This window comes from Pseudomonas sp. B611, from assembly GCF_055407965.1.
In genome coordinates, this window is sequence record NZ_JBUZST010000017.1 from 89,424 (window position 1) to 115,312 (window position 25,889).

General features: G+C 59.6%; 23 protein-coding genes and 3 pseudogenes. 10 read left to right on the forward strand and 16 right to left on the reverse strand.

Going from position 1 to position 25,889, the window contains the following annotated elements; translation table 11 throughout:
* Nucleotides 1-3 precede the first annotated feature (3 nt).
* Together cyoE and ptaA are read left to right on the forward strand one after the other, a co-directional pair.
* On the forward strand, nt 4-891 hold the full coding sequence (gene cyoE / locus ACZRMO_RS25035; protein WP_003194050.1) for a heme o synthase: 888 nt from the start codon (nt 4-6) through the stop codon (nt 889-891).
* Nucleotides 892-1,037: 146 nt separating this feature from the next.
* Nucleotides 1,038-2,132 (forward strand): pyoverdine biosynthesis transaminase PtaA, encoded by a 1,095-nt coding sequence (ptaA, locus tag ACZRMO_RS25040; RefSeq protein WP_463974592.1) that lies wholly within the window; start codon nt 1,038-1,040, stop codon nt 2,130-2,132.
* Between the two features lie 145 nt (nt 2,133-2,277).
* Here the strand turns inward: ptaA and ACZRMO_RS25045 are convergent, their stop codons facing one another.
* Both ACZRMO_RS25045 and ACZRMO_RS25050 read right to left on the reverse strand, forming a co-directional pair.
* Nucleotides 2,278-2,982 carry a hypothetical protein gene (locus ACZRMO_RS25045; protein ID WP_017734783.1) on the reverse strand — a complete coding sequence of 235 codons (705 nt, stop codon included), beginning with the start codon at nt 2,980-2,982 and terminating at the stop codon, nt 2,278-2,280.
* Nucleotides 2,983-3,072: 90 nt separating this feature from the next.
* Nucleotides 3,073-3,258, reverse strand: coding sequence for a hypothetical protein (locus ACZRMO_RS25050; RefSeq protein ID WP_463974593.1), 186 nt, complete (start codon nt 3,256-3,258; stop codon nt 3,073-3,075).
* Between the two features lie 202 nt (nt 3,259-3,460).
* On the opposite strand from ACZRMO_RS25050, the gene ACZRMO_RS25055 reads away from it, so the two are divergent.
* A complete protein-coding gene (locus ACZRMO_RS25055) occupies nt 3,461-5,485 on the forward strand; it encodes a c-type cytochrome (RefSeq protein WP_463974594.1) in 2,025 nt (674 codons plus the stop codon).
* On the opposite strand, the gene ACZRMO_RS25060 is transcribed toward ACZRMO_RS25055, so the two are convergent.
* Complete coding sequence (locus tag ACZRMO_RS25060; RefSeq protein WP_463974595.1) at nt 5,482-6,732, reverse strand: 2-aminoadipate transaminase; 1,251 nt, start codon at nt 6,730-6,732, stop codon at nt 5,482-5,484. The two genes, ACZRMO_RS25055 and ACZRMO_RS25060, sit on opposite strands and share 4 nt — an antisense overlap.
* Before the next feature lie 186 nt (nt 6,733-6,918).
* Between ACZRMO_RS25060 and ACZRMO_RS25065 the strand changes: the two genes are divergently transcribed.
* Entirely contained in the window at nt 6,919-7,935 is a 1,017-nt protein-coding gene (locus ACZRMO_RS25065; protein ID WP_207041633.1) for an amino acid ABC transporter substrate-binding protein, read from the forward strand.
* A 124-nt stretch (nt 7,936-8,059) separates the two neighbouring features.
* On the opposite strand, the gene ACZRMO_RS25070 is transcribed toward ACZRMO_RS25065, so the two are convergent.
* From ACZRMO_RS25070 to ACZRMO_RS25105, 8 genes and pseudogenes are all read right to left on the reverse strand, one after another.
* On the reverse strand, nt 8,060-9,073 hold the full coding sequence (locus ACZRMO_RS25070; RefSeq protein ID WP_463974596.1) for a sensor domain-containing diguanylate cyclase: 1,014 nt from the start codon (nt 9,071-9,073) through the stop codon (nt 8,060-8,062).
* 116 nt (nt 9,074-9,189) lie between these two features.
* Nucleotides 9,190-9,513 carry a Fis family transcriptional regulator gene (locus ACZRMO_RS25075; RefSeq protein WP_463974597.1) on the reverse strand — a complete coding sequence of 108 codons (324 nt, stop codon included), beginning with the start codon at nt 9,511-9,513 and terminating at the stop codon, nt 9,190-9,192.
* A 10-nt stretch (nt 9,514-9,523) separates the two neighbouring features.
* Nucleotides 9,524-9,865 (reverse strand): annotated as a pseudogene (locus ACZRMO_RS25080) (type II toxin-antitoxin system RelE/ParE family toxin).
* A gap of 191 nt (nt 9,866-10,056) precedes the next feature.
* Nucleotides 10,057-11,949 (reverse strand): alkaline phosphatase D family protein, encoded by a 1,893-nt coding sequence (locus tag ACZRMO_RS25085; protein WP_463974598.1) that lies wholly within the window; start codon nt 11,947-11,949, stop codon nt 10,057-10,059.
* Nucleotides 11,950-12,116: 167 nt separating this feature from the next.
* Nucleotides 12,117-12,323, reverse strand: coding sequence for a hypothetical protein (locus ACZRMO_RS25090; RefSeq protein WP_463974599.1), 207 nt, complete (start codon nt 12,321-12,323; stop codon nt 12,117-12,119).
* A gap of 288 nt (nt 12,324-12,611) precedes the next feature.
* Nucleotides 12,612-14,855 carry an ATP-binding protein gene (locus ACZRMO_RS25095; protein ID WP_463974600.1) on the reverse strand — a complete coding sequence of 748 codons (2,244 nt, stop codon included), beginning with the start codon at nt 14,853-14,855 and terminating at the stop codon, nt 12,612-12,614.
* Complete coding sequence (locus ACZRMO_RS25100; RefSeq protein ID WP_463974601.1) at nt 14,852-15,466, reverse strand: biliverdin-producing heme oxygenase; 615 nt, start codon at nt 15,464-15,466, stop codon at nt 14,852-14,854. The genes ACZRMO_RS25095 and ACZRMO_RS25100 overlap by 4 nt, the downstream gene beginning before the upstream one ends.
* Before the next feature lie 195 nt (nt 15,467-15,661).
* On the reverse strand, nt 15,662-16,042 hold the full coding sequence (locus ACZRMO_RS25105; protein ID WP_463974602.1) for a response regulator: 381 nt from the start codon (nt 16,040-16,042) through the stop codon (nt 15,662-15,664).
* A gap of 150 nt (nt 16,043-16,192) precedes the next feature.
* Here ACZRMO_RS25105 and ACZRMO_RS25110 point away from each other — a divergent pair, with 150 nt between their 5' ends.
* Complete coding sequence (locus ACZRMO_RS25110; protein WP_463974603.1) at nt 16,193-16,714, forward strand: demethoxyubiquinone hydroxylase family protein; 522 nt, start codon at nt 16,193-16,195, stop codon at nt 16,712-16,714.
* 43 nt (nt 16,715-16,757) lie between these two features.
* Nucleotides 16,758-17,132: a c-type cytochrome gene (locus ACZRMO_RS25115; RefSeq protein WP_124526423.1), complete on the forward strand. Its 375-nt coding sequence runs from the start codon at nt 16,758-16,760 to the stop codon at nt 17,130-17,132.
* 480 nt (nt 17,133-17,612) lie between these two features.
* Here ACZRMO_RS25115 and ACZRMO_RS25120 read toward each other — a convergent pair whose 3' ends face one another.
* The 3 genes and pseudogenes from ACZRMO_RS25120 to ACZRMO_RS25130 all read right to left on the reverse strand — a co-directional run bounded on the left by ACZRMO_RS25120 (nt 17,613) and on the right by ACZRMO_RS25130 (nt 19,624).
* Nucleotides 17,613-18,152, reverse strand: coding sequence for a hypothetical protein (locus ACZRMO_RS25120; RefSeq protein ID WP_463974604.1), 540 nt, complete (start codon nt 18,150-18,152; stop codon nt 17,613-17,615).
* Between the two features lie 8 nt (nt 18,153-18,160).
* Entirely contained in the window at nt 18,161-18,445 is a 285-nt protein-coding gene (locus ACZRMO_RS25125; RefSeq protein WP_463974605.1) for a colicin E3-like toxin immunity protein, read from the reverse strand.
* A 15-nt stretch (nt 18,446-18,460) separates the two neighbouring features.
* A pseudogene (locus tag ACZRMO_RS25130) lies at nt 18,461-19,624 on the reverse strand (S-type pyocin domain-containing protein).
* A gap of 557 nt (nt 19,625-20,181) precedes the next feature.
* On the opposite strand from ACZRMO_RS25130, the pseudogene ACZRMO_RS25135 reads away from it, so the two are divergent.
* Nucleotides 20,182-20,488, forward strand: a pseudogene (locus ACZRMO_RS25135) (DUF3077 domain-containing protein).
* 138 nt (nt 20,489-20,626) lie between these two features.
* Here ACZRMO_RS25135 and ACZRMO_RS25140 read toward each other — a convergent pair.
* Together ACZRMO_RS25140 and ACZRMO_RS25145 are read right to left on the reverse strand one after the other, a co-directional pair.
* On the reverse strand, nt 20,627-20,998 hold the full coding sequence (locus ACZRMO_RS25140; protein WP_463974606.1) for a PH domain-containing protein: 372 nt from the start codon (nt 20,996-20,998) through the stop codon (nt 20,627-20,629).
* Between the two features lie 34 nt (nt 20,999-21,032).
* Nucleotides 21,033-21,362, reverse strand: coding sequence for a hypothetical protein (locus ACZRMO_RS25145; RefSeq protein WP_463974607.1), 330 nt, complete (start codon nt 21,360-21,362; stop codon nt 21,033-21,035).
* Between the two features lie 270 nt (nt 21,363-21,632).
* Between ACZRMO_RS25145 and ACZRMO_RS25150 the strand changes: the two genes are divergently transcribed.
* The 3 genes from ACZRMO_RS25150 to ACZRMO_RS25160 all read left to right on the forward strand — a co-directional run bounded on the left by ACZRMO_RS25150 (nt 21,633) and on the right by ACZRMO_RS25160 (nt 25,610).
* Complete coding sequence (locus tag ACZRMO_RS25150) at nt 21,633-22,163, forward strand: sigma-70 family RNA polymerase sigma factor (RefSeq protein WP_463974608.1); 531 nt, start codon at nt 21,633-21,635, stop codon at nt 22,161-22,163.
* Nucleotides 22,160-23,116: a FecR domain-containing protein gene (locus tag ACZRMO_RS25155; protein ID WP_463974609.1), complete on the forward strand. Its 957-nt coding sequence runs from the start codon at nt 22,160-22,162 to the stop codon at nt 23,114-23,116. Before ACZRMO_RS25150 ends, ACZRMO_RS25155 begins: the two co-directional genes overlap by 4 nt.
* A gap of 88 nt (nt 23,117-23,204) precedes the next feature.
* Complete coding sequence (locus ACZRMO_RS25160; RefSeq protein ID WP_463974610.1) at nt 23,205-25,610, forward strand: TonB-dependent siderophore receptor; 2,406 nt, start codon at nt 23,205-23,207, stop codon at nt 25,608-25,610.
* Nucleotides 25,611-25,889: the final 279 nt, after the last annotated feature.

Sequence of the window (25,889 nt, forward strand, 5' to 3'; positions counted from 1 at the left end):
CCGATGTCGCTTAAGCACTTTATCCAAATCACCAAACCGGGGATCATTTTCGGTAACGTGCTTTCTGTGGCGGGCGGTTTCTTCCTGGCCTCCAAGGGACATGTCGATCTGGCCATTTTCCTGGCTGCGATGATCGGTACGTCCCTGGTGGTTGCTTCCGGTTGCGTGTTCAACAACTGCATCGACCGTGACATCGATATCAAGATGGAGCGCACCAAGAATCGCGTGCTGGTCCAGGGCCTAATCTCCCTGAAACTGGCACTGATCTATGCGACCGTCCTCGGTGTTGCCGGTGTGGCGTTGTTGTACAAGGTGGCCAACCCGCTGGCGGCGCTGTTTGCCGTGATCGGTTTTGTCATCTACGTCGGCCTCTACAGCCTGTACCTCAAGCGCAAGTCCGTTCACGGCACGCTGGTGGGCAGTCTGTCGGGGGCGATGCCGCCGGTGATTGGTTATGTGGCTGTAACCAATAGCTTCGACATGGCCGCGCTGACGCTACTGGTGATGTTCAGCCTGTGGCAGATGCCGCACTCCTACGCCATTGCGATCTTCCGCTTCAATGACTACCTGGCTGCGTCGATTCCGGTTCTGCCGGTCAAGCGTGGCATCCAGGTGGCCAAGAAACACATCCTGCTGTACATCCTGGCCTTCCTCGTGGCGACCTTGATGTTGACCTTCAGTGGCTACGCCGGCATGAGCTACCTCGCCGTCGCCGCCGCCATGGGCATGTACTGGTTGTACATGGCCTGGACCGGCTACAAGGCGGTGGATGACACCGTCTGGGCGCGCAAGCTGTTCGTGTTCTCGATCTTCACCATCACCGCGCTCAGCGTGATGATGTCCCTGGATTTCCAAGTGCCGAAAGAGCTGTTGCTGACCTACGCTCACTGAGTGGACACGCAGTGAAAGAGCCCCGCCTTCGAGAGAAGCGCGGGGCTTTTTCTTGGGCGCGCGGTTAAATCGGACTACGCTTTTCTCGTCATACCTCTCTGTACGAGCTGTGCGAATCAATCACCCGCCTTACAAGGAGTTACCCCATGGTCAGCGTTAGTCGTCGGTCCCTTCTCGCCGTGGGCGCTGCCCTGCCATTGTTGGGGCGCCTGGATTGGGCCGTGGCCGCGCCGAAACCGGCAAAGTCTGACAAGGTGCGGCTCAACTACAACGAAAGCCCCTACGGCCCTTCAGGCGCTGCGCGTGAGGCGATGCAGCGCGGCATTGCCACGGCCGGGTTGTATCCCTACGGCCACATGTACGCGTTGGCCGGGCTGTTTGCCCAGCAGCAAGGGATTGCCGAGGAACAGGTGGCGGTGTTTGCCGGCTCCATGGCGGCGTTGCGCTTTGCGGTGCTGGCGTTCACCAACGAAAGCCGTGGCCTGGTGATGGCCACGCCGTCCTATGAGGTTCCGCGCCAGGCGGCTGAATCGCGCAAGTCTGCGGTGAAAGAGGTCACCCTCAATGCCGAGCACGCCCACGACGTGCCGGCAATGCTGGCTGCCGATCCTCAGGCCGGCATGCTCTACCTGTGCAACCCCAACAATCCTACCGGCACCATGACCCCCACCGAGTCGATACGCCACGCCCTGGCAAACAAACCCAAGGGCAGCGTGCTGGTGGTGGACGAGGCCTACATCGACTTCTCCGACGCCCCCAGCGTAATTAGCTGGGTCAAGGACCACGACGACCTGCTGGTGCTGCGCACCTTTTCGAAGATTTACGGTATGGCGGGCGCCCGTGTTGGCCTGGCGATTGGTCATCCCAAGTTGCTGGAGCAACTGGCGGTGTTCGGCGGCGACAACGTCCCGGCCGGTTCCGCCCTGCTCGGCGCCAAGGCTAGCCTGGAAGACGTCAAGCTGCTGCCCCAGCGCAAGGTGCTCAATGCGCAACTGCGCGACGAGACCGTGGCCTGGCTGAAGGGGCGTGGGTTTACTTGCACCGTGTCCCAGAGCAACTGCTTCATGATCGACGTGAAGCAGCCGGCCGAGCAGGTCATCGAGCGCTTGGCGGAGCAGGGCGTGATGGTCGGGCGGGTGTGGAAAAACTGGCCGCAGTGGGTGCGGGTGACGGTGGGGAACAAGCAGGATATGCAGCGGTTTCGGCAGGCGTTTGAGGCGCAGGATGTGCGGGCGGTGTAATCCGGTGATGATCGTTCCCACGCTCTGCGTGGGAATGCATCCTTGGACGCTCTGCGTCCATTCTTGAAGGCTTGACGCAGAGCGTCTCTGGCGGCATTCCCACGCAGAGCGTGGGAACGATCAAAGCAGTGTTGCGGGTGATGGGTTACTGCTGCGCGATGCTGTAACCCTCAAACGCGCTCTGCTGCTGCAGCGCAGCAATCACCGTCTTGCGGCTCAGTGGCTGCTCGGCGCCGGTGTTATCCACAAAGCTTTCCACTTCCAGCTCGGCTTCATCGCCTTCACCGACAAAGCTGAAACCGAGGAATTCAAACGCCTCGCGGTCAACGTTGAGCTTCGAGCGCGGTGTACGCAATGGCAGGGTGACGCTGATGCCGTCCTTGCTGATCACAAACACTTCGGCTTCTTTCTTCGGGCGTGAGGCCTTGCTCTTGCCGGCGCTTGGGTTGCTGATGGCCTGGTGGCTCTGGTTCAGCACTTTCAACGCCAGGCCGTAGACCAGCTCCTGGAACTCGGGGTCGTCCTTGAAGCTGGACAGGATGCGGCTGATGGAGAACTTGCTGCTCAGGTCTTCCAGGGCAATGCTGTCGGCAGCTTCGGCGTCCTTGAGTTGCTTGAGCTGGCCCATCAGGTCGTAGGCTTTGTCATCGTCAAAGGCATCGTGGGCCTGGCGGATGGCCACGCGCAGCTCGCGGATCTGGTCGCTTTCCTTGGAGGTGTGAAACGCGTCCAGCACCATCTCGCTGATGATCTTGGCGGCGGGCACATGCTGTGAAAGATTGATGGCGTTTTCGTATTCAGCTTTGGATTGCAAGGCGACTACGGATTCTTCGTGGTGGGAATCAGACATTGAAATTTCACTACTTCAGTAAACGGGAGACAAAAAAGCGTCGCGCATTTTCAAGGCGTGGGGGGATCAGGTCAAGGCAGCACATTGCCCTCATCGCGACGCAAGGCGGCAAGCGCCCGCTGCAGCTTGATGGCCCGCCCGCAAAACAGACCTACGGTAAATCCCGAGACCGCGCCGGTTCTCGCGCCCGCCCAGGCAGGCCTTGATGCCGTAGTAGCAAAGCCACAGGTAAACGGCGTAAACCCAGAGGGGCGTGCCTTGGAGGATGTCGAGCATGGTGCGCTTCCGTGCGAGAGAGGTAAGCGCTGGATAGTCGTTGAGCCCTCGTCCTCTTGTCCATCGTTTTGCCCCTGACCCACATCAAAACCCCCCGCCGGTAAATCCGTTACAACACCCAAAGCCTGATGAACCCATAAAAACGACCACTGACCTGCGCCGAGGGGACCACCCCACGCCAGGTGATTAAAGGACTAACACGATGGCGCTTTCTCTTGCACGCCTGGCCATGCTGGGGGCGACGCTGTGTCTGGCGCTTCCCTTGCACGCCAACCCCGCCGACACCCCGCTGATCGAACACGGCAAGTACGTCGCACAACTGGGCGACTGCATCGCCTGCCACACCGCCAAGCAAGGCCAGGTGATGGCGGGCGGGCTGGAGCTGAGTACGCCGATGGGCACGATCTTCTCCAGCAACATCACGCCCGACCGTGAAACCGGCATCGGCCACTACACCTTCGAGCAATTCGACCGGGTCATGCGCGAAGGGGTCACGCCGCGCGGTATGAACCTTTACCCGGCGATGCCGTATCCGTCCTACGCCAAGATGAGCGAGGAGGATATGCGCGCCCTGTACGCCTACCTGATGCAAGGCGTCGAGCCGGTGCAGCAGGCCAACCTCGAAGCGGACATGGGTTTCCCGTTCAACCAGCGCTGGGGCGTGGCGCTGTGGAATTTCGCCTTTGTCGACAAACGACCGTTTGCACCTGACCCGGCGCGGGATGAGTCGCTCAACCGTGGCGCGTACCTGGTCCAGGGCCTGGGCCATTGCGGTTCCTGCCACACGCCGCGCGGCGTCGCCTTCCAGGAAAAAGCCCTGAGCGATGAAGGCAGTAGCGGCCAGCATTACCTGGCCGGTGAAACTGTTGAACACTGGCGTGCCCTGAGCCTGCGTAACCTGTGGACCGTGGAAGACACCGTGCAATTGCTCAAGACCGGGCAAAACCGCTTTGCCACAGTCGCGGGCAACATGGCCGATGTGATTCACCACAGCACCCAGCACTTCAGCGACGACGACCTCACGGCCATCGCCCGCTACCTCAAATCCCTGCCGCCGGGCAAAGACGACCTGCCGATGCCGTCCGTGGCCCACGCCCCCGCTGCGCCGCCGGCGGACCTGTTCACCAGCCGTGGCGGCCTGGGTTACATGCAGTTCTGCAGCGACTGCCATCGCAGCGACGGCGCCGGTGTCAAAGGCCTGTTCCCGCCGCTGGCGGGCAACCCGAGCATTGCTTCCAACAACCCGACGTCGCTGCTGCATATCACCCTCACCGGTTGGGAAACGGCGCAAACCGCCGCCCATCCACGGGTCTACACCATGCCCGGCTTCGCCCGCCTGGCGGATCAGGAAATCGCCGAGATCCTCAGCTTTGTGCGCACGCGCTGGGGCAACGAGGGCACGCCCATCAGCGCCGCCCAGGTGAAAAAGCTACGCGACCAACTCAACCCGGCCACCACCGATTCATCGGCGTTCGAAACCCCGCGCCTGGCCGATCTGCTTGCCGCGCCCAACGCCGATCAAGTGGTGCGCGGCATGCGCCTGCACCTGCAAACCAAGGCGCTGTTGCCGGACAACGTGGGCAATTCGCTTAATTGCACCAGTTGCCATCTCAACGCTGGCACCGTGGCGGACGGCTCGCCGTTTGTCGGCGTGTCGGCCTTCTTCCCCAGCTACGCGCCGCGTGCCGGCAAGGTGGTGACGCTGGAAGAGCGCATCAACGGCTGCTTCCGTCGCTCGATGAATGGCAAGCCTCTGGCGCCGCAATCGGCGGATATGCAAGCGATGGTTGCCTACTTCGACTGGATGAAAAACAACACCCGGCCCGAAGACAAAGTCGCCGGGCGCGGCGTGGGCAAGGTCGATCCGGCGATCAAGCCGGACTTGGCCAATGGCCAGGCGGTCTACGCCAAGCAATGCGCGGTGTGCCATGGTGACAACGGCCAGGGCCTGGCGCGGGCCGACGGCGAACTGATCTATCCGCCGCTGTGGGGCGAGCAATCGTTCAATATCGGCGCCGGCATGGCCCGCACTTACACGGCGGCGGCGTTCGTCAAACGCAATATGCCGATTGGCTTCCACGAGAAATTTCCCTTGGGCCAGGGCGGCTTGTCCGACCAGGACGCGGTGGACGTGGCGGCCTACTTCTCCGGGCAACCGCGCCCGGACTTCCCGGACAAGGTCAAGGACTGGCCCAACGGCGGCAAGCCCGTCGATGCCCGCTACTAGGTCAACTGCCGCAGGCACGCCTCAAGGATATCCAGGCCTTCCTCCAGCACCGCGGGCTCAATGGTCAGCGGTGCGAGCAAACGGATGATATGCCGCGACTTGCCGCTGGGCATCAGCAGCAAGCCGGCATCCCGCGCCAGGCCCAGCAATTGGGCCAGTTGCTGTGGGGCGGGCGTGCCGTCGGCGTGGGCCAATTCGATGCCGCGCATGGCGCCGACACCGGTCAGGCGGCCCAGGTAGGGTGACAGGCCTTGTGCACGCCAGCGTGCATAGCGGCTAACGATGGTTTCTTCCTGCTGCGCACCCCAGCTTTTCAGGTGGGCATCGCTCATCGCGTCCAGGGTGGCCAAGGCCGCCGCGCACGCGATGGGGTTGCCGGAGTAGGTGCCGCCCAACCCGCCCTTGGGCAAGTTGTCGAGCAATGCCTGGCGCCCGACCACCGCACCCAACGGCACGCCACCGGCGATGCTTTTGCCGAGCAGGATCAGGTCCGGCTCGATACCCAACCGCGAAAAGGCAAAGCGCTGGCCAGTCCGACCAAAGCCCGATTGGATTTCATCGGCAATCAGCAGGATGTTTTTCTCATCACAGAAGCGCCGCATGGCTTGGGCGAATTCCCTGTCCAGGGCGAGGAAACCGCCTTCGCCCTGCACCGGCTCGATGATGAAACAGGCCACGTCGTTGACGTCGATTTCCACACTGAACAGACGGTCCATGGCTTTCAGGGCCTCGGCGCAGGTCACGTCGTTATCGGCACTGGGGTAGGGCAGGTGATACACAGGGCCGGGTAGTACACCGACCTTCTGCTTGTAGGGCGCCACCTTGCCGTTGAGGTTCAGCGTGGCCAGGGTGCGCCCATGAAAGGCGCCGTCAAACGCGATCACTGCCGTGCGGCCGGTGGCGCCGCGCACGATCTTCAAGGCGTTCTCCGCCGCTTCCGCGCCGCTGTTGGTGAGCATGCCGCTGACCGGGTAGTCCACCGGGATAAACGCAGTGAGACGTTCCATCAGCTCGATGTAAGGCGCGTGGGGCGCAGCGTTGAAGGCGTAGTGGGTCAATTTCGTCGCTTGCTCACGAATCGCGTCCACCACGCCGGGGTGGCAATGGCCGAGGTTGAGCACGCCAATGCCGCCGACAAAATCGATATAGCGCTTGCCCGTGCTGTCCCAGACCTCGGCGTTCTTGCCGTGGCTGAGGGTGATGGGGTGGACGATGGAAATCGACTGGCTGATGGTTGCGCGGCTCATGAATCCTCGACTCGGCGGTGGCGGGCGTCTTTTTATCTAAGCTGCGCGCCGGGCCTTGGCACAAACGAAATAAAGTCGCCGGGTCATTCCAAATCGGAACGAGTTGTTGCCGAAAGGTCGTTTGTGGCAATGCGCCCAAGGGCTTGATACTGCCAGACCAATAAGAATCGACAGGGAGAGCAGCGCATGAAATACCTCAAGAACACTTTGGTCGCCATCACCTGCGCTTGGGCAGCGAGCGCCCAGGCGGGCGTGACCCTGGATGCGATCCAGAAAAAAGGCTTTATCCAGTGTGGCGTCAGCGATGGCCTGCCGGGCTTTGGCGTGCCGGACAGCACAGGCAAGATGACCGGCATCGATGTGGACGTGTGCCATGCGGTCGCTGCAGCCGTGTTCGGCGATGCGTCAAAGGTGAAGTTCAGCCAGCTGACCGCCAAGGAGCGTTTCACTGCGTTGCAGTCCGGCGAAATCGACCTGATCTCGCGTAATACCACCTGGACCAGCTCCCGCGATGCTGGCATGGGCCTGGTGTTCACCGGTGTGACGTACTACGACGGCATCGGCTTTCTGGTGAACAACAAACTGGGGGTGACCGGGGCCAAGCAGTTGGATGGCGCCACCGTGTGTATCCAGGCGGGCACCACCACCGAGCTCAACGTCGCCGACTACTTCCGCACCCATGGCATGAAGTTCACGCCGATCACCTTCGACACCGCCGATGAAAGCGCCAAGGGCCTCGAAGCCGGGCGGTGCGACGTGCTCACCACCGACCAGTCGGGCCTGTATGCCCAACGCATCAAGATGGCTCACCCGGACGAGTTTGTGGTGTTGCCGGAGATTATCTCCAAGGAACCCTTGGGCCCGCTGGTGCGCAAGGGCGATGATGAGTGGTTCAGCATCGTCAAGTGGACCCTGTTTGCCATGCTCAATGCCGAGGAAATGGGCATCACCTCGCAAAACGTCGAAGAACAGGCGAAGACCACCAAGAACCCGGACGTCGCCCGCTTGCTCGGTGCCGACGGCGAGTACGGCAAGGACCTCAAGCTGCGCAAGGATTGGGTGGTGCAGATCGTCAAGCAGGTGGGCAACTACGGCGAAGTGTTCGAGCGCAACATCGGCCAGGGCAGCGTGCTGAAGATCAAACGCGGGCTCAATGCGCTGTGGAACAACGGCGGCATCCAGTACGCGCCGCCGGTCAGGTAAGTACTTGGGCGTCAATACTGACGCCATCGCGGGCAAGCCCGCTCCCACAGTTTGACCGCAATCCCCTGTGGGAGCGGGCTTGCCCGCGATGGCGGCATTACAGCCAATAGAGCTACCCGCTGATCTACTCCGAAACCACATCCTTGCCCGCCGCCTTGGACCGGTACAAAGCCTGATCGGCCCGCGCCATCAGCGCAGCCGGAGATTCGCCGGGGTGACGCTGCACCACCCCCAGGCTCAAGCTCACTTTGAAGCTGCCCAGGGTCGGCATCTGCGCGATTTTTTCGCGAATGCGCTCGGCCAGTGCCCTTGCCGTTTCCAAATCGCCTTGTGGCAGCACCACCATGAACTCGTCGCCGCCCCAGCGTGCCAGCAAGTCTGCCGGGCGTAGGCAGGCCTCCAGGGTTTCGACCACGTGCACCAGCGTCTGATCGCCCACGGCGTGGCCGTAGCGGTCGTTGATCGGCTTGAAATCATCGATATCCATTGCCACCACCGCCAGCGGCAGACGAAAGCGCTCGGCGCGGTCGCATTCTTCCAGCAGCACTTTTTCCAGGCGGTAGCGGTTGGCCACGCTGGTGAGCGTGTCGCGCTCGGCCAGGGAGCGATTTTCGTCCAGTTGCAGCTGTAACTGTTGGTTGACCCGTGACAACTCACGGGTGCGCTCGGCTACCAGGGCTTCTAGGGATTGATTGCGCAGTTCCAACTGCTCGATGGAACATTTGCGCGTATGGATATCGCGATGGGCGCCGACCATGCGCGCGACCGAACCGTCGGGGTTGCGTGCAACGATGTAGCCACGGTCTTCGATCCACAGGTGAGTGCCATCGGCTTTGCGGCAACGGTATTCGGCTTGGTAGTGAGGGGCGTGTCTGTGGATGTAGTTATCAAACACGGTCATCACCTGGGGGTAATCCTCGGGATGGATCACGTTCTCCCAGGTGAACACGCTGTTATCCAGGGAGTGGCGGGGGTAGCCGAGCATTTCGTACCAGCCGGGGTTGCGGTACACAAAACCGGTATTGGCGTTCCAGTCCCAGATCCCGTCGCTGACCAATTCCATGACGGCGTGCAGCATGTCGGCGTTCAGGTCGGAAAAGTCATTCTTCATCGGTTTGCCGCTGGATGTATCGTCCATTTGCGCTTCCTGCGTGGGCTGGCTCCCAAGGCCAGTCATGGTTGACGCCGATACTCCGTGGCTGGGGCTACTGTACATCGCGGCTTGCGGGGTTTGAATAGGGTGGGGGTGGTGCTTTAGTGGGGGGGGCGATGGGCTATCATCTTGTCTGTGTCGGCATCTGGTACCAGGCGTACTTCCACACGTTGGCCCAATGCTCTTGCCGCACTCGCCAGAGTGGCCAGTGTCATGCCTGCATCATTTTGGTCCAGTGCACGGTCTACGGCCGTGCGGCTGGTATGCATGCGTTCCGCCAGGGCTTTTTTACTGACCTTTTGCGACTTCATGGCCTCTGCCAGCTGCCAGGCGATAACGCGCTTCAATGCGCCAGCGGAGACTTCTTCGATCAGGCCATCCTCGTTGAGGAAATCATCGAAGTTGGAGCCAATATGTTTGTTCATGGGGTGTTCCTCATAGCTTGCTTTTGCGCTGTCTGGCGGTAGCTAATTCGACCTGCGGTGTTTTCTGAGTCTTTTTGATGAAGCCGTGCAGTAACACGGTTTCGCTATCAACCAACGTGAAAATGACCCGCGCAATGTTTTCACCGAGGTCGGTTCGGATTTCCCAGAGCCGATGCTCCAGCTTTCGAACCAGCGGCATCCCCAGCGGCTATGCAAACTGGACCGACTTGATGTCCGTGCCGATGCGTTTTCTTGACTCTCTGGGCAGTTCCACCAGCCATTCACGCACGGGCTCGTTGCCAGCCTCCGTTCGGAAAAAAGCGACGCTCAACACGAGATGTATGTCGTTCACAGAGGGTGCACCAAAATAGGTTCATATGGCAATCGGCGATTCATGGAGCTTTTCGCAAAGAGCCGTAAGAGCCTGGCACTTTTTTTGTGAACGACGGGGGTTGGAGGTTTTCAAAAAATTTCAGATAAAACAAGTATTTACGATGATTCTGAAAAGAAGGTGCGAGGATGGCGTGGTATGCGTAAGAAAGCTTACTGCGGCGGCACCATCCTCGTCCGTGGCTTCCCATCCGCGTTGTGTTGGTAGATCGCCTCAGGCTGGCCCTGCTCATTGAAGAACACCTGGCCAATTCCCGCCGAATTCCACAGCCGTTCCCCCGCTTCGGCGTGTTCCGGGATATGCGGTACCACCTGCATGGTGCGCCGGCGCGTGAACCAGTTCAGCGGCGAGCGCGGTGAGTAGAACCAGCGGTTGAGGCGGTCGAACCATTCCAGCAGGCGTGGCGGGAATTCGTTCTTGATGCCGCTGCTGGTGATTTGCCAGATCTTCGGCCCGGCGTTGCGGTGGCGGATCAGCACTTCGTAGACAAACGAGTAGTGCACGTCCCCCGAGAGGATTACGTAGTTACCCGGTGTGCGGGAGTGGCGGAAGATGTTGAGGATCACTTGGGCCGCGCCGCGATGGGCCATCCAGTTTTCGGCGTCTACCAGCAGCGGGTAGCCGCACCAGCAGAACACCTTTTGTATGGTCTCGATCAGCTTCACGCCAAAGATCGGTGCGGGCGAGACGATGATGGCGCTCGGATGATCCAGCAGCTCCTGTTGCAGTTCGCTCAAGGCTTCCCAATCCAGCAGGCCGGAGGGTTGCGTGAGGTTGAACTCGCTGCGCCAGCGGCGGGTGCGGGTGTCGAGCACCACCAGGGCGGGCGTGGTCGGCAATACGTAGTGCCAGTGCTGGAATTTCAGCAGGGCTTCGAGCAGTGAATCCTGTTTGTTCGCGTCGAGATGATTGCCCTGGGCCCCTGCGGTGAGTGCCTGGGTCTGGCCCAGCAACTCGCCGAAGACATCTGGCTGGTTGCCCCAGCCCTGGCACAGTAGGTAGGCCAGCAGCGCGTTACCAATGATGCGCTTGGAGAACGGGTGGCCGTAGGCGGTTTCTTCCCACTGGGCGCTGAGGTTCCAGTCGTCGGTGATGTCGTGGTCATCGAAGATCATCAGGGTGGACAGGTGGGCGAATACCCGCGCGACCCCTGGCAGGCCGTCGCGGAAGCGCTCGATCTGCACCTGTTCGCGGGTATAACGCTGTTGTTCTTCAGCGCTCAATTGCGGCGGTTCTAGGGTGATCAGCGTCCAGGGTATGGGCGACCACACCAGCAAGTACATGGCGATGACTTCGGCGAAGGTCACCAAGTGATTGTCGGCGGTGCTGCTGGTGAAGATCGGCTTCTTTACGCCGCCAAAAAAACGCTCACGCAGGGTCTCGTTGCTGTCCAGTGCCGGCAGCAGGTCGGCGCGATGGTAGTAGCTGGCGCGGTGCTTGTAGAGGTTGCTGCTGTCATCGACCACGGCGCCTTCGAGGTATTCGTCGAACAGGCCCAGCCGCTCGATCAGCGCATGTATCGCCCGCAGCATTGGCCCGGCGACATCATCGGCGTAGACCTGGTCGCCACTCATCATCAACAGGGCCGGGCGTTCGGCCGGGGTGTGGGCGCTGGCCAGCAGGCGGTCTACGCATAGCAAGCCTTCGTCGGCGTTGTGGTGGGGTTTGCGGCATGAGCCGTGTACCAATTGTTGGATGCGACTGTGCAAGACGAAGCTAGGCATCGCTGTGCCTGGGTACAGCAAGTGGGGAGCCCACTGAGCAATGCCGCAATCGTCTATCAGCACATCAAAGCCGATGCTGACATCCTCGGGCAATCGTTCAGCCAGTGGCACATCGATCAGATGGATAAAGGCGTGAGCGCCAACAGGAACGACCTGGCAATGAGCCTCAAGGGCAATAGCCCGTGTTGTCTGGGGAAGTTGCAGCCTTAGGACCTGCGTCAGTTCCCGGCTCGCCACCAACCAAAGCACCAGGCGGGTGGGCTCCAGGCGACGCAGAATGGGGCCGGCAAGCACGCAGGGTAGTGACGACGGATCGGGCATGAAACGGGCAGCTCAAGTTGAAAAACAGGTGTGCAGGATAACGCAGTGAATGTCGGTGTTTCGTTAAGGGATTGCAGAACGGAGAAGTCATTAAAAGAGGCACTCATACAGAGGAAGCAGAACGGTTTGGTTCTGCTTCTTTTGAGGCTGTTTAGTTAAGTGTTAACTTACAGTAAGTGGCCTCGGCCGAGGCTGTTCAAACCACCGTTGTTGCGTCGACGGGGCTTATCAATATTCGATGTGGTTTCAAAGTCCGCAGCCTGTGTGAAAGATTGGTCAAGGCTGCGCTTGGTGCGCGTGTTCGGCTGTTCATTGGCTTGAGTGTCTGGCGCGACAGGGTATTGAACAGGGTAGGTGCTGATAGAGTTGATCATGGTTGTATACCTATGTTGAATCGTAGAGTTGAGGTTTTACATGGCATGTTCTTCCCTGTAACAGTGCGAGAGATAAGTTAGAGGCATTTGGTTTGTTTGGCGAGTGATTGAATGTTGCTAGTTGTGGATGAAGTTATTGTTTATTATGAAAAAAATAGCGTGAGGTTATTGGTGTTTTATTAAGACTTGCTTAATTGCACTTGGCGCTGTGTGAACCAATAGATGCAAAGTGTGTATCAGTGCTGAACAGGCAGCACGGGCAGCAAGGCTGCCCGGCTAGCCAATCGATCAGCTATGGACGCTGCCCGTCACTTTGGGCACCGTGAAACGGAACTCACTGCCACGCCCCACCTCACTTTCAGCCACAATCTTGCCGCCATGGGCCTGGATGATGCCTTGGGTGATATACAGCCCCAAGCCACTGCCGGTGGGGTTGTTTTCGGTCTGGGTCCAATAGCGATCAAACACGTGCGGCAGTTGTTCCGGCGCGATGCCTTCACCGGAGTCGCGCACTGAAAACACGATCTCTTCGCCGTTGCTCATGGCGCTGATGCCGATATTGCCCTGGCGCGGGGTGAACTTGATGGCATTGCCGATAAGGTTGGACAGCACCTGGAACAAGCGCTCCGGGTCGGCATTGATCTGCAGGCCAGGTTCGGTGTTGAACGACAGGTCGATGCCTTTCTCCATCGCCAAGGGCGCCAGCAGGGAATAGGCCTCTTCAAAGATCTGGCTGACATCCAGCGCCACCGGCTTGACCACGTAGCGGCCGGCCTCGATCTTCGAGGTGTCGAGCAAATCTTCCAGCAACACATTCATCCGCCCGGCGGCCTGTTGCATGGTGTCGATGGCTGAGGAAATCCGTCGCGAGGTATGTGGGCCATCGGAGCTGAACGCCTTTTGCATCATGCCGCAGAGCATGGAGATGACGGTCATCGGGTTGCGCAGGTCGTGGGAAACCACCGCGACCAGTTCATCACGCGCACGCACGGCCTGTTGCTCGCGCAGTACCTGGCGTGCCAGGTCGTTTTCCAGGGCGGAACGGCGCAGGTCGTTGGCGGCGAAGCGGTCGCCATGGCTCCACTTGGTGGAGATGCCGGCCATTTCCACCTTCCAGATCTCAAACGAGGTGCGTGGGCGAAGACGCAGGCCTGCGTCGGAGTTTTCCAGGTCCAGTGGTTTTTTCGGGTCGCCGCTCCAGTTGATGTTCTCTTTCACTTCCGGGCGGAACCACAGCACGCCGTTATCCACAGGCTTGGGCAGGCTCATGGCCAAGACGCCACTGGCCACCTGCTGGAACTCCGCAGCCGCGGGGTACACCGAGGCCAGGTTATGGCTGGAAAACACCGGCTCGCCGCTGTCTTGCAGCCACTTGTGCAACGCGCGGATCTGCGCCGGGTCCGGGCAGTTGCCGTAGCGGTGCAGTTGCTTGTCTTCGATGATCGCCACGCCGCCGGACAGGGTCAGGTCCATCAGCAACTGGCCTTGCTGGGCCAGGCCGTCGAACACGTTCTGTTCGGATGCTTTCATCGCTTGATCCAGCAGGGCCAGGGCCTCGACTTTCTCTTCGCGCTGGCGGCTCAGGTCCAGAGCTTCCATGGCGCTGATCTGCAACGACAGCACCTGGCCAATGGTCTGGCAGGCGGTCCGCAGGTCGTTGGGCACCAACAGTGGCTCGCGGTTGCCGCAACTGATCAGGCCCCAGAGCTTGTCGCCCTTCATCAGCGAGATGCTCATGGACGACAGCACGCCCATGTTCTGCATGTACTGGCAGTGAATGGGCGACACGCTGCGCAGGGTGGCGAAGCTCAAATCCAATGGCTGGCCAGTGTCCGGGCGCAGCTTGGGCAGCAGCGGCACCGGCTCATACGCTGCGTTGGGGATGATGCGCAGCCAGTTGGTGCGATACAGCTCGCGGGCCTGCTCGGGGATGTCGGATGCCGGGAAGAACAGCCCGTTGAAAAGCTCCATGCTCGGTGCCGACGCTTCGGCGATCACCTGGCCATGGCCTTCATCTTCGAAGCGGTAGATCAGCACGCGGTCGTAACCGGTCATGGCCTGGATTTCATTCACGCTGATTTCGTACAGCGCTTGCAGGGTTTTCGCCGCCTGCAAACGTTGCAGCATCTTGCCCAGGTCACTGGTGCGACCGTTCAACGCCCGTGGGCGGAAATCCTTGAGCAGCGGTTCGAACTCCAGCACCAGAACGTTTTGATGGCGGTGCAGCAAGCCTTCGAATGGCGCCTCGTTAAAGCTGACATGCAGTGGCGGCGCGTCGAAAAACGTATTGTTTTCGGCCATGGTCGCGACGGCGTTGGCGGGTTCGGCGCCCAGCAGCGCATGCAGCGGCTGGCCTAGCAGCGCTTCGGGCGCGTGGCCGAACAGGGTGGCGACGTTGGCGCTGACCTGGATGATCGTAAGGTCAGGCTCTGACAAGGTCAGCAACACGCCATGGGGCTGGATCGCCCCCGGAAAGCGAATGGGCTCGTCGGCACAGTTGGCAAGCAGCTCTTCAAAATCTTCGGGTTTCATAGCAGTACCTCCTGGCTGTCGAGCCATTGCTCAAAACAGCTGAATGTTGAACGGGCTGCCTCTACCGCGCACTGTCTTGCACAAGCATCCAGCGGTTGGCGGCCCAGGTAATCGAGAAAGTCCTTCCAGCGCCGACCGGTCTCGGCGCCGTATACATTGAGAAACGCACCGCCGTTGTCGGCGCCCAGGTCCAGGCGCTGGGCCATTTCCCGGCGTAATACCTGGCCGCCGAGGGTCGCGCCTTCCAGCACGTACAGGGCGCCGAAGCACGCAGCAGGGGTATCGAGGGGAGGGAGTACGCAGCAGCGGGGCAGGGCATTGATGGCCGGGTTATCCAGGCCCAGGGCGTGAAGATCGCTCACAAGGGTCGGCGTTTTCACACGCAGTACCTGGTCGAAACCGTCAGGGATCAGGGCACCTTCATACAGTGCCGCTTCCATTGGCTGATAAAAGCCGTAATACGCCTGGAGCAAGCGCCCGTACCAGTCGGCATCCAGGCGTTCGCAGAAAAACGGCAGGCGTTTCTCCAGCGCTACGTGCAGCAGGGCAGTGCCTGTGCGCAACGCTTCCAGCAAAGTGGGCACACCAACGTCATGGGCCTGTGAATGCATTCAATAAGCTCGAACTGTGGGCCTTTCGGCCATGAATGACGCGTGGAAATGGGCGACGATTCTACACACCTCAAAGCCGTCAGCTGTGCGCACAAGGCGAAACAGCTGACCAGCGGATCAGAAAAGTCGCTCCATGCCTCATTAATGACCGTAGAGCGTGTTGCGAAGTTCGGTTTGAATGATGTCGTGAAGCTATCAGTGCATGGACGGCCCCTGCGGAGCCAGCGCCGTTTGCACCTGTTCCAGTAAATGCTCGGCGTTCCACGGCTTGGGCAGGAACCGCACGGAGCTGCCCAGCTGCGCCGCCAACTTGGTATTGCCGGACGTCAGCAACACCGGCACCCCCGGCCAGCGATGCGCCACCACCCGGCTCAAGTCGTAGCCGTTGAGCAAACCCGGCATTTGAATATCACTGACAATCAGGTCCACCGGCTCATCACCGCGTTCCAGGTAAATCATCCCTTCATCCGCCGAAGGAAACGACGTCACCAGCGCCCCGAATTCCTCCAGTACATCCACCATTAACGAACGAATGATCTCGTCGTCTTCCAGCACTAAAATCGATGGCTGAGCCATGATCCTTACTCCACCATCAGGGTTCATAGGGGTGGAGTAGAACACGCCTGCATAGGTTCGATTGGATGTGTTTGAGGCGATGGGTGGTCATAAGGATGTGCTTGCTGGATACTCCGCCCACCTCAAGCCCCCCGCACAAGGCAGTCAACCGTGACCGACCCGGACATCGGCAACCGCATGATCAAAGTCGACCATGCTGGTGAACATGGCGCGATCTGCATCTACAGTGGCCAGTTGTTCATGGCCCGGCTGTTTGTCCCCAGCATGGTGGCGGAACTTCAAGAATTTCTCAGCCACGAACGGCGCCACCGCGAGGTGTTCAGGGCCGAGTTGCAACGCCGTGGCTTCCGGCGCTGCCGCAGTTACTGGCTGTGTGGCCTCGGCGGCTGGGTGCTGGGGCTGATCACGGGTCTTTGTGGGCGCAAGGCCATCGTTGCCACCACCGTTGCAGTGGAAAGCGTGGTGCTGCGCCATCTGGCCCATCAACTGCACACACTGCGCAACATCGACCCACAGGCCGTAGCGGCGATTGCCTCGATTGTCGAAGAAGAACAACACCACCACGACCACTCGGCGGCACAGATTGATGTGGGCGACCCTTGGTTCCGTGGGCTGACGCCGGTCGTCACAGCGTGGACCGAAGCCGTGATCTGGATGGGCATGCGTTCCTGACAAACAGGCATAATTGCCTGCGATACCTGATGGGGAACCCTGCATGAAGTACACCTTGATCACCCTCGCCCTGATCCTCAGTGCCGGCCCCGCCTTTGCGGCCGGCGACGCCGAGGCTGGCGGCAAACTCTTCACCAAGACCTGCGGCGGCTGCCACAGCGTCGGCGAAGGCGCGCGGGGCGGGTTTGGCCCGGAACTGAACGGCATCATCGGCCGACCTGCTGGCACCACCACCGACTATCAATACTCCGACGCGATGAAAAATTCCGGCGTGGTCTGGACCCGCGACAAGCTCGCAGCTTATATAGAAGCACCGAAAAAGGTGGTGAGCGGCACACGGATGATCTTCTGGGGCATCAGTGATCAGGAGAAGATCGACAATATCCTGGCCTACCTCGAAACCTTCCAGCCCAAGTAATCACTCGCGCACATCCCAGAACAACATCAACCGCGCGTCGTGCTGCGCGACAGCCATCACGAAATCGGAGAAGTCTACGACGCTCAACTCACCCGTCTGGAATTCTGACCCGGTGTTAATCCCCTGTTGGAGCGGGCTTGCCCGCGAAGGCGGCGCGTCAGTTGATACAAGTGCTGGCTGATCCACCGCTTTCGCAGGCAAGCCAGCTCCCACATTTTGAGCTGCGCCAGGCTTGGGAGATGACAGCATCGCTAATCACCTGTGGGAGATGGTAGTCGGTTGGCACTGCACAACCTCGAACACGGCGGCTTGAGCGCCCGCCTGGAATTCTGACCCGGCGCCAATCCCCTGTGGGAGCGGGCTTGCTCGCGAAGGCGGCGTGTCAGTCGATATAAGTACTGGCTGATCCGCCGCTTTGGCAGGCAAGCCAGCTCCCACACTTTGACCTGCTCCAGGCTCGGGAAATGACTGCACTGCCATTCACTTGTGGGAGATATCGAGGACCGGCGGAGCGGGTGATAGCGGGTTGATCGACTTTGGCGTTTGGCTTTGGGTCTTCGTCGCATGAGCGTGCGCATATACCACGCCGTTGAAGGTGTGGGTTCTGTTGTCGTAGAAGGTTTTCATGCACTCAGGTGTCAGTTGAGCGTTAACTTTTTGCAGCAGGCCAGCGTCGTCGACCCATAAGCCGCTGTAGTAACTATTTTCATCCGTTCTCACGTAGTCCTGCTTGTCGCTTTCATGGAGCGCGACCATCCAGAAGATTGGATCGGGGCGATCCAGGCGGGCGTTGGCTTCGCTGAACACTGCGCCCCATGGTTGGCCGACTTTGGACAGAAGAAAGCGATACAGCGGCGTGTAATCAAAACCGTGTCGATGATGGCAGTGCATTGAGCTGCGATTGGACTGTGCGGCCTTTTCGCTTTTGGTGTTTCGCTCGTACCGATAAGCGCTGTAACTGCCGTGACGTACTCCATGGGTGCGGGTGTTGACTGAACGGTAGAGAAGGGGCTTTTTCATGGTTGGCCTCATGGGTTCTTGGGTTGCTTGGATGCGGGTGGCCAGGCGCCTTGGTAGCGGAAGGAGATTTGGTAGTCGAAGAGGGGTGGGTTGATCACGTGTTGGAAATGGGGTTGGAGGGTTGTTATCCAGCTTGGAAGAACGTTGAACACGTCGGCATAGATCGCGGTTTCCTCGCTCAAACCCAACGTTTCAAAAAAGCTATCGCCATCGTCGATGTCTGCTGAGTACTCATCTGCCTTTAAGTCATTGCTGTGCTTTTCGTACCATCGCAATCTGGTTTTCATAACCATTCTTTTGCTTCCTCTTTATCTGTAAATTCGGCGTTCTGGTTTGGCAGGACCTCGACGTTCTGCGGTGTACGGATCAAATGCGCCGAGGTGTTCCAAATCACTGTTTCGATAGACTTCCAACTCTCCTTTCTTCGCATCCCACTCAAATATTTTCCTGCCTTTTGCGTCTATCCAGCGTTCACGTAAACCGCCCCCACCCTTTCTTGGTGTCACGGGCCTTTGGGGAATCAATCCGGGGAAGCCCGTTATGTCTTTGGCTTCTGGGGCAGGGAAGTAGTCGTGGTCTGGGTTTCTGAGCCCTTTGCGAGGTGTGTTAACAACCACATACAGCGGCCCAACCCCCGACTCCACCGGGAACACCAGAATAAAATCCCGATACTGCGGCGGATAAACCGGGTTCACCAAAATCTGCGCAGCCTTCTGCGTCGGCGGATAAATCCAGATCACCGGTGCTTGCGGCGCCGCCTCCAACGCCGGAATGCCCAAGGTGTCTCCTGGATCAACCACAGGCGTCCAGATCAGCTCAACACCCTCACCCAAGTCCGCCAGAAACCGGTCGCCACGGCTTTGGAACTGCACCACATCGATCATCTGCCAGTCGGCATTGCGGCCGGTGTAAAACCCATAGCCCTTGAGCGTGCCGTCCTCCAACTACTCGATATGCAAACGCATCTGCGAACGCGCCCGTTGCATCGAGCGCAATTGCTCATCGGTGTAGAGCGCGCTATCACCCAACGCTGCCGGCCAAGCCAGCCCGACCAGGCCTGCTAACAGCCCACTCGCCACCGTGCCGGCGGCAACAGCGGCCGACTCCACAACCGCCGCCCGCAACGCCAACGATCCCAAGCCGACAGGCAGTGCACTAGCGCTGATTTTGCTCAAGGCCACCGTGCCCTGGTCATCCACCTCACGGCCGCCCAAAAGGCTGAAATGGCCGTACTCCTCAATCAGCTCAAGTGGCACGTAACCGGTTGGATCGTTGTAGTGAATAAGCCCGTCAGGCAGTTGGCAGGGTTTGAGGAATACGCAGCCGGGAGGCTTGGTGGGCGCAGGGGTTGTGGGTGGGAGAGGGGCGAGCAAGTCGATGGGCGGCGTATAAGGCGCTCGTTTTGGTTGCGGAATCAGGATGCGGCGTTTGAGTTGTTGTTCTTCGGTGATGGGGTACGCGCGTTCTGACATGGCCGGCTCACTTCCTTGTGTGGGGAGTGAGCCTACGAGGGGGGCGTAAGCGCCTGGAATCAGTGTTGTTCGATGGTTTTTGTGGGAAAACTCAGCGGGCTTGGCGCGACTTTGAAAGTTCTTATTTGAGCGCTTTCATCTGCATGCGGGAGGTGTACAAACGCTGACCCTGTTTCGTGTGCGTGGCTGAAATTTTTAGCCATAACCTCCAGCTTTCTGGCTGTTACTCATTCGAGCTATCTTTTCTCGTCGCTTCCAACCCAGCGACCGGACTTGAGAATCCGAGAAACAATAGGCGCATAGGCGCCACCATCCATTAGACTGTCGGCGCTTTTTTGTGCCCGCATTGTCTGTGTCATGGCGGCTATGCGTGGGAGACCTTCGGGTCTGCCGGGTTCCTATTGTCCCGGTTTCTCAGCCCGCGCATAGCTGTCACCCATTCGCATGAGAAACGAACGTGGCAGCTCAACATTAGGAGCTAAAGCAATGACCGTTTCTGATAGGCGATCCCCACGCAACACTGCAATCCACACCCCCACCCAGCGCGGAGGTGCCCAATGATCAACCCACCCCTCAACAAAACCCTCGGCATCATCACCTTCTCCACCTGCGGCACACCGCCCAACCATCGCCACCTATTCCGCATCAACTCCGGGCGTCCCCATCCGCGAAGCCCTGGAGCACGCCTCCGAGCTGTTGCACTGTTCCAAACTGCTGGCGCTGGATGCAGCCATGGACAAAAGCGCCGACCGCTATGCCTGGGCCGCGCATTATTTGGGGGAGATGGCGAAGGCGGTGGTGGATGATTTGGCGAATGGGATGTTGCCGAATGGGGCTGCTGAGGAGGATGGGGTTGTTGTGTAAGGCTGGAGGCTGAGTGTGTTGGGGCGGGCGTCTTCGCGGGCAAGCCCGCTCCCACATTTTTGATCCGGTGCATTCGTTGGATCGTGTAGGCAGTAAGAAAGACCTTGGGGCGCCAAGGTCTTTTTTTTTGCCCGCTGATCAGGCCAGCAGGTGTTTGGAAATCAACCGGGAGATTTCCACAACCGACGTCTTGCCGGTGAATTCAAACTTCACTTTCCCCAACGAAGAAAAGTAAATCTCCAACTCCGAATCCAGATCAAACGTCCCGGATGTTTCCACCGAGTAGGCGACGATATTTTTGTACGGCAGCGACGTGAAGTCTTTCTTGCTGCCGGTTATCCCCTGCACGTTCACGGCGATGATGCGTTTGTTGGTGAAGACCACGCCGTCGCGCATGGACTTGTACGCGTCGATCACTGTTTCGCCGTCCAGCAGCAGGGCCGATACGCGTTCGGCGTATTCGTTGTTTTGTTTGAGTTTGAAGAAGCCTTTGTTGTTGAAGTCGATCATGGGGTACTCCTTGTGATGGGGCAGTGGCGGCGCGTCATTGGATGGCTTTCAGGTAGTCCTTGAGTGCGTCGAGCGGCAGGCTTAGTTCCTCCAGCGTAGTGGCTTGCTGCACGTCGGCGGACAGCTTTTGCAGCTCACGCCCCAACACTGTGTCAGCCCCACCCACCGCCTCCAACGCCTGCCCCACACACTCATACACCTTCCCCAAAACCCCAGCCAAATCCCCCTGCCTCACCAACAACCCAAACACCTCCCGGTCATACCCGTCCATCACCGGATCATCACGCAAAACCGGGCTGCCACCGTCCACCTCATGCACCAGCTTAAGTGCAAAAAGCGCCACAGCTTCCAGCGTCAATTCCATGGTCTCGGTTCCTCAACAGTCGGGGGGAGGGCGATGATCACTGTTCTTCAGCGCAAAAAACAACCCCGGCCATCACAGCTCCAATTGCATTGTTGTCGGCTTGTACTGCAGGTTGGCTAGCTGCACACCTTGCGGCCTGCTCATCAGGCCCAAGGCCATTTCTTGACCTGCAGCCGGGGGATGCGCCATTGCAGCAGGTCAATTTTCCCCGTTGTGGTGGTTATCTTTTCTTATTACCAATGGGAACAATTCTTATTCGTAGGGCTGCCCATGCCCCCGCTTCCCGAGCCCTCACCTTTTAACGTTGGCAACCTGTATTCGGCCCACCACGGCTGGATTCAACGCTGGCTGGCGCGAAAACTCGGCAATGTCAGTGACGCCGCCGAATTGGCCCACGATGTGTTTGTGCGTTTGCTGACGCATCCACGAGAGTTCGGCAGCGACGGGCACGCGCGGGCGTACTTGAGCACGCTGTCGCGTAACGTCTGTGTGGACTTTTTCCGCCGCAAGCAGGTGGAGCAGGCGTGGCTTGAGGTGTTGGCGAGCCGGCCGGAACACTGTGCACCGTCGGAAGAACACCGGGCGCTGGTGCTGGAAGCGCTGGTGCATTTGCAGGCGATGCTGGATCGCTTGCCGGTGAAGGTGTCGCAGGCGTTCTGCCTGGCGCAGATCGATGGCTTGAGTTACCGCGAGATCGCGCTGCGCATTGGCGTGAGCGAGCGCACGGTGACCAAGTACATCGGGCAGGCGATGTTCCAGTGCATGGTGCTGGAAGCCGAACTGGACGGTGCCTTGTCGTGAGCACGCCTTCTGGTGGCCTGGACTATGCCGCGTTGCAACAAGCCGCTGACTGGTTTGCGCGTCTGAGTGCCGAGCCGGATGCGCGGCATCTGCATGACGCGTGGCGCCAGTGGCATGGGCGCAACGATGTCAACCCGTTGGCCTGGAGTTATGTCGCGCGGGTGAGCCAGCGGTTTGCACCGTTGCAGGAGGATGTGCCGGGGGCCAACCAGACGTTGGCACACCTGCGTGGTTCGCAGCGCTCGCGGCGCCAGGTATTGCGTGGGTTGTCGATTGTCATGGGCAGCGCGCTGCTGGGCTGGGGCAGTTGGCAGCAACGGGGCGCCTGGACCCGCGACTTCCACACCGGTGTTGTGCCGCTGGGCGAACAGTTGTTGGCAGACGGTACGCGTATCTGGCTCAACAGCGGCACGGCGCTGGACGTCAACTTCAGTGCCGGGCAGCGGGAATTGAAGCTCTACAGCGGTGAGATTCTGATCAACACCGGCAACGACAGTCGCCCGTGTGTGGTGGAGACCGCGCAAGGTCGCCTGCGGCCGTTGGGGACGCGGTTCAGCGTGCGTGAACAAGATGGGCGTACGCAGCTCAACGTGTATGAAGGGCGTGTGCAAGCGGCGTGTGGTGATAGCGGCCAGACGGGCATCGTGCCTGCGGGGCAGGGTGTGGTCTTTGACCGCCACAGCCTGTCGGCGCTGCACCCCGCGCAACCTGGGCGTGAGGCGTGGGCGAAAGGAGTGTTGATGGCGAACGATATGCGCCTGGCGGACTTTGTCGGTGAGTTGGCCAGCTATCGCCATGGGCATCTGGGCATTGACCCGCAGGTTGCCAACCTTCGAGTGATGGGCACGTACCCGTTGCACGACACCGATCAGGCGCTGGCCATGCTTGCTCAGGTATTGCCGGTGCGCATCGAGCGGCCGCTTGCCTGGTGGGTCAACGTGGTGCCGCGCTGATTTTTTTCATGCGTGCTTCCGGTTTTGCGTTCTCATTCGAATTAGAGAAGGACAACGGCTTGATGCCTCCTTCGACCGGAACTGTTTTATGCCTTTATTCCTGCGTAACGCCCCCCAACCTTTGGCCCTGGCGATTGCTTTGGCCTTGGCCGTGCCCGCGAGCCTGAGCCTTGTGCCATTGGCGACTGCTGCTGAACAGGCCGTACAGCGCTTCGACCTGCCCGCTGGCGCCTTGGCCGATCAGCTCAATCAGCTCGCCGCCCAAAGTGGCGTCTATCTGGCGGGCAATGCTGCGCTCACTGCCGGCAAGACTGGCCCTGCGCTGCATGGCAGCTACTCGGTGGACCAGGCGTTGCAGGTGCTGCTGGCGGGCAGCGAGTTGACGGTGGTGCAGACCGGCGAGGGACGTTATCAATTGCAACCGGGGGCGGGCGCCGCCGTGCAACTGGGCGCGATCTCGATTTCTGGCATGGCGCCGGGTTCGACCACTGAGGGCACCGGCCTTTACACCACCTATTCGTCGAGCAGTTCGACGCGGTTGAACCTGACTCAGAAAGAAACCCCGCAATCGGTCACGGTGATCACCCGCCAGCGTCTCGATGACCAGCGGCTCACCAACCTCACCGAAGTGCTGGAGGCGACGCCGGGCATTACGGTGCTGCGGGTGGGCGTTGGTGCGGAGAACGATACTTATTGGTCGCGCGGTTTCCAGATCAACAACTTCGAGATCGACGGCGTGCCGACGTCGGCGCGCCTGGATAACACCACGCAGAACACGGCGATGTACGACCGTGTTGAAGTGGTGCGCGGTGCCACGGGGTTGATCAGTGGGTCGGGCACGCCGTCGGCGACCATCAACCTGATCCGCAAGCGCCCGACGGCCGAGGCGCAGGCCAGTATCACGGGGGAGGCGGGCAGTTGGGATCGTTATGGCACGGGGTTCGATGTGTCCGGGCCGTTGACGGAAAGTGGCAATATCCGCGGGCGTTTGGTGGTGGACTATAAGAAGCAGAACTCCTGGGTGGATCGCGTCAACACCGATTCGCAGATGGTGTACGGGATATCCGAGTTCGACCTGAGTGATGCGACGATGCTGACGGTGGGCTTCAGCTATATCAACAACCAGGTGAATGACCCGTTGCGCACCGGCTTCCCGATGTTCTACAGCAACGGCAACCGCACCACCTTCAGTCGCTCGGCCAACAGTGCGCCGGATTGGGCCTATAACGATCGCAAGCAGACCAATGTGTTCAGCTCCATTGAGCATCAGTTCGATAACGGCTGGAGCGGCAAGGTTGAAGTCAGCCACACGCAGAACCAGTTCGATGAGCTGATCAACTATATGAATGGCAGCATCGACCAGGATACGGGGGCGGGTGCTTATCTCTATCCCAATCGCTGGTCGGGCACGCCGCGCCAGAACAACCTCGATGCGTATCTGACTGGGCCGTTCAGTCTGTTTGGGCGTGAGCATGAGTTGATCGCTGGCGTGACGATGTCGCGCTACCACGAAAACACGCCAAGCCATGGCGGTTGGTTTGGCAGTTGGACCGGTTACGACGGCACCGTGCCCAATATCTTCAATTGGAGCGGTAGCGGCGCAAATGTTCCGGATACCACGCCGGTGGGCAAGACGCATATAGAAGAAAACCAGTATGCGGCGTACCTGACGTCACGTTTGCATGTCACCGACAACACGGCGGTGATCCTCGGCAGCCGTGTTACAGACTGGAAGCGCAGCAATGAAGTGGTGACCTACGCCGACCCGAGCCAGAACACCGAGAGCAAGGAAACCCGTAACGGTGTTTTCCTGCCATACGCCGGTATCGTTTATGACTTGAGCAGCACCTGGTCGCTGTATGCCAGCTATACCAAGATCTTCAATCCCCAGGCCTACGGCATTCATGATGCGAGCTACAAGGCGTTGGACCCGCAGGAAGGCACCGGTTACGAAGTCGGGGTGAAGGGCAGCTTCAACGACGACCGACTCAACGCGAGCCTGGCGCTGTTCAAGATCGACCAGGACAACTTGCCGGTATTTGTGCGTGACCCCGACATCTACCGTGCGGAGCAGGGCACTACTACCAAGGGTGTGGAGCTGGAGTTCAACGGTGAGTTAAGCGACGGCTGGCAAGCGTCCGCCGGTTACGCCTACAGCGTGAGCACCAATGCCGATGACCAGCGCATCGTCACCACCAGCCCGCGTCACAGCCTCAAGACCTTCACCACCTATCGCCTGCCGGGCGTGTTCGACAAGGTTACCGTGGGCGGCGGGGTGAACTGGCAGAGCAAGACCGGGATGGACTTGCATACGTTCGAGCAAGGCAGCTATGCGTTGGCCAACCTGATGGCGCGGTATGACATCAGCCGCAATCTGAGCGCGACGTTGAACGTGAACAACGTATTTGATCGCAGTTATTACGCTTATGCGGACAGTTGGAGTGTCTACGGTGCGCCGCGTAATGTGATGACGAGCTTTAAATACACGTTCTAACCCAGCAATTGCGGGGCTACAGGGACGTGGCCCGTAGAAAGGTGAAAATAGAGGTTGACGGCAGATTCTGGATGTCTATAATTCGCCCCACTTCTGGCGCAGTCGAAACGGAAAACTCCTTGGTAAACAATGAGTTATGTAAGTTTCGGCAGCAGGTTGCTTCAGTTCATCGAGGCGCGAAAGGAAGTTGAAAAAGAGGTGTTGACAGCAGCGTGTAACGCTGTAGAATTCGCCTCCCGCTGATGAGAGATCTGAAGCGCAAGTGGTTGAAGTTGTTGA

Excerpts from the sequence above, each read along its gene's own strand:
- ACZRMO_RS25070 (WP_463974596.1), bottom strand. The coding sequence starts at position 9,073 with ATGGACGATACATCCAGCGGCAAACCGATGAAGAATGACTTTTCCGAC.
- ACZRMO_RS25140 (WP_463974606.1), bottom strand. The coding sequence starts at position 20,998 with ATGATCGACTTCAACAACAAAGGCTTCTTCAAACTCAAACAAAACAAC.
- ACZRMO_RS25055 (WP_463974594.1), top strand. The coding sequence starts at position 3,461 with ATGGCGCTTTCTCTTGCACGCCTGGCCATGCTGGGGGCGACGCTGTGT.
- ACZRMO_RS25075 (WP_463974597.1), bottom strand. The coding sequence starts at position 9,513 with ATGAACAAACATATTGGCTCCAACTTCGATGATTTCCTCAACGAGGAT.
- ACZRMO_RS25050 (WP_463974593.1), bottom strand. The coding sequence starts at position 3,258 with ATGCTCGACATCCTCCAAGGCACGCCCCTCTGGGTTTACGCCGTTTAC.
- ACZRMO_RS25115 (WP_124526423.1), top strand. The coding sequence starts at position 16,758 with ATGAAGTACACCTTGATCACCCTCGCCCTGATCCTCAGTGCCGGCCCC.
- ACZRMO_RS25125 (WP_463974605.1), bottom strand. The coding sequence starts at position 18,445 with ATGGTTATGAAAACCAGATTGCGATGGTACGAAAAGCACAGCAATGAC.
- ptaA (WP_463974592.1), top strand. The coding sequence starts at position 1,038 with ATGGTCAGCGTTAGTCGTCGGTCCCTTCTCGCCGTGGGCGCTGCCCTG.
- ACZRMO_RS25065 (WP_207041633.1), top strand. The coding sequence starts at position 6,919 with ATGAAATACCTCAAGAACACTTTGGTCGCCATCACCTGCGCTTGGGCA.
- ACZRMO_RS25095 (WP_463974600.1), bottom strand. The coding sequence starts at position 14,855 with ATGAAACCCGAAGATTTTGAAGAGCTGCTTGCCAACTGTGCCGACGAG.
- ACZRMO_RS25045 (WP_017734783.1), bottom strand. The coding sequence starts at position 2,982 with ATGTCTGATTCCCACCACGAAGAATCCGTAGTCGCCTTGCAATCCAAA.
- cyoE (WP_003194050.1), top strand. The coding sequence starts at position 4 with ATGTCGCTTAAGCACTTTATCCAAATCACCAAACCGGGGATCATTTTC.
- ACZRMO_RS25105 (WP_463974602.1), bottom strand. The coding sequence starts at position 16,042 with ATGGCTCAGCCATCGATTTTAGTGCTGGAAGACGACGAGATCATTCGT.
- ACZRMO_RS25145 (WP_463974607.1), bottom strand. The coding sequence starts at position 21,362 with ATGGAATTGACGCTGGAAGCTGTGGCGCTTTTTGCACTTAAGCTGGTG.
- ACZRMO_RS25120 (WP_463974604.1), bottom strand. The coding sequence starts at position 18,152 with ATGAAAAAGCCCCTTCTCTACCGTTCAGTCAACACCCGCACCCATGGA.
- ACZRMO_RS25100 (WP_463974601.1), bottom strand. The coding sequence starts at position 15,466 with ATGCATTCACAGGCCCATGACGTTGGTGTGCCCACTTTGCTGGAAGCG.
- ACZRMO_RS25160 (WP_463974610.1), top strand. The coding sequence starts at position 23,205 with ATGCCTTTATTCCTGCGTAACGCCCCCCAACCTTTGGCCCTGGCGATT.
- ACZRMO_RS25060 (WP_463974595.1), bottom strand. The coding sequence starts at position 6,732 with ATGAGCCGCGCAACCATCAGCCAGTCGATTTCCATCGTCCACCCCATC.
- ACZRMO_RS25090 (WP_463974599.1), bottom strand. The coding sequence starts at position 12,323 with ATGATCAACTCTATCAGCACCTACCCTGTTCAATACCCTGTCGCGCCA.
- ACZRMO_RS25150 (WP_463974608.1), top strand. The coding sequence starts at position 21,633 with ATGCCCCCGCTTCCCGAGCCCTCACCTTTTAACGTTGGCAACCTGTAT.
- ACZRMO_RS25085 (WP_463974598.1), bottom strand. The coding sequence starts at position 11,949 with ATGCCCGATCCGTCGTCACTACCCTGCGTGCTTGCCGGCCCCATTCTG.